Annotated in this window: 1 protein-coding gene; it reads left to right on the forward strand. The window is 59.5% G+C overall.

Annotation, left to right across the window (positions count from 1 at the left end):
• Window positions 1–14: 14 nt before the first annotated feature.
• A complete protein-coding gene (gene purM / locus KKO72_RS20750; protein ID WP_214943763.1) occupies window positions 15–1061 on the forward strand; it encodes a phosphoribosylformylglycinamidine cyclo-ligase in 1047 nt (348 codons plus the stop codon).
• Window positions 1062–1348: the final 287 nt, after the last annotated feature.

Raw genomic sequence — 1348 nt, forward strand, 5'->3', positions numbered from 1 at the left:
TATTGAACCCACCCATGAGCACACCCAACACCCCCACCACCGCCCTCTCCTACAAAGACGCAGGCGTCGACATTGACGCTGGCGACGCGCTGGTGGAGCGCATCAAGCCCCTGGCCAAAAAAACCATGCGCGAAGGTGTGCTGGCAGGTATTGGCGGTTTTGGCGCCCTGTTTGAAGTGCCCAAACGTTACAAAGAACCGGTGCTGGTGAGCGGCACCGACGGCGTCGGCACCAAGCTCAAACTGGCGTTTGAATGGAACATGCACGACACCGTGGGCATTGACCTAGTGGCCATGAGTGTCAACGACGTGCTGGTGCAAGGCGCCGAGCCCCTTTTTTTCCTAGACTACTTTGCCTGCGGCAAGCTCGATGTGGACACCGCCGCCGCCGTGGTGGGTGGTATTGCCAAAGGCTGCGAATTGTCCGGCTGTGCGCTGATTGGCGGCGAAACCGCTGAAATGCCCGGCATGTACCCCGCTGGCGAATACGATTTGGCCGGTTTTGCCGTCGGTGCCGTCGAAAAATCCAAAATCCTGACCGGCGCCGATGTGAAACCGGGTGACGTGGTGCTGGGCCTGGCGTCCAGCGGTGTGCACTCCAACGGCTTTAGCCTGGTGCGCAAATGTATCGAGCGCGCTGGCAGCAACGCCCCATCCACGCTGGACGGCAAACCCTTCAAACAAGCGCTGATGGAACCCACCCGCCTGTACGTCAAAAACGTGCTGGCCGCGCTGGCTGCGCACCCGATCAAGGCCCTGGCCCACATCACCGGTGGCGGCCTGCTGGAGAACATCCCCCGCGTGCTGCCCGAAGGCACCGCAGCCCACCTGAAAAAAGGCAGCTGGCCCCAGACCGAACTGTTCGCCTGGTTGCAAGCCACCGCGGGCATCGACGACATCGAGATGAACCGCACCTTCAACAACGGCATCGGTATGGTGGTGGTGATCAACGCGGCTGACGCCGCCGCCTGCGCCGCGACCCTGCGTGCGGCCGGTGAAACGGTGTACGAGATTGGCGTGATTGCGGCTAAGGGTGACGGCGCTGCGGTGGTGGTTGGCTGAGGTTTTTTGCCTTCCTGCATAGCCCCTTGCTTGGCCTGAGTGCTACTGACTAAGTAGCTACTTACCCTTAATTCATAAGGGCTAGATGCCAAAAATTTATATGATTTTGATTTGACGCCCGGTTGGCAGCGAGCTTGCCGTCAACGGTTTTGGCGATGAACTTCGACGACGGCTTAAGGCTGATTGCGGACTTCCGCATTGCTCCAAAGCAGTCACTAAAACTGAAGTCAGGCCTCATGCGCGCGTGCCTCTCTGAGCAGTCGGCCAAGTTCCTGAAACTGCAAGAT

The organism is Rhodoferax sp. U11-2br (genome assembly GCF_018619435.1).
Lineage (GTDB): Bacteria > Pseudomonadota > Gammaproteobacteria > Burkholderiales > Burkholderiaceae_C > Rhodoferax.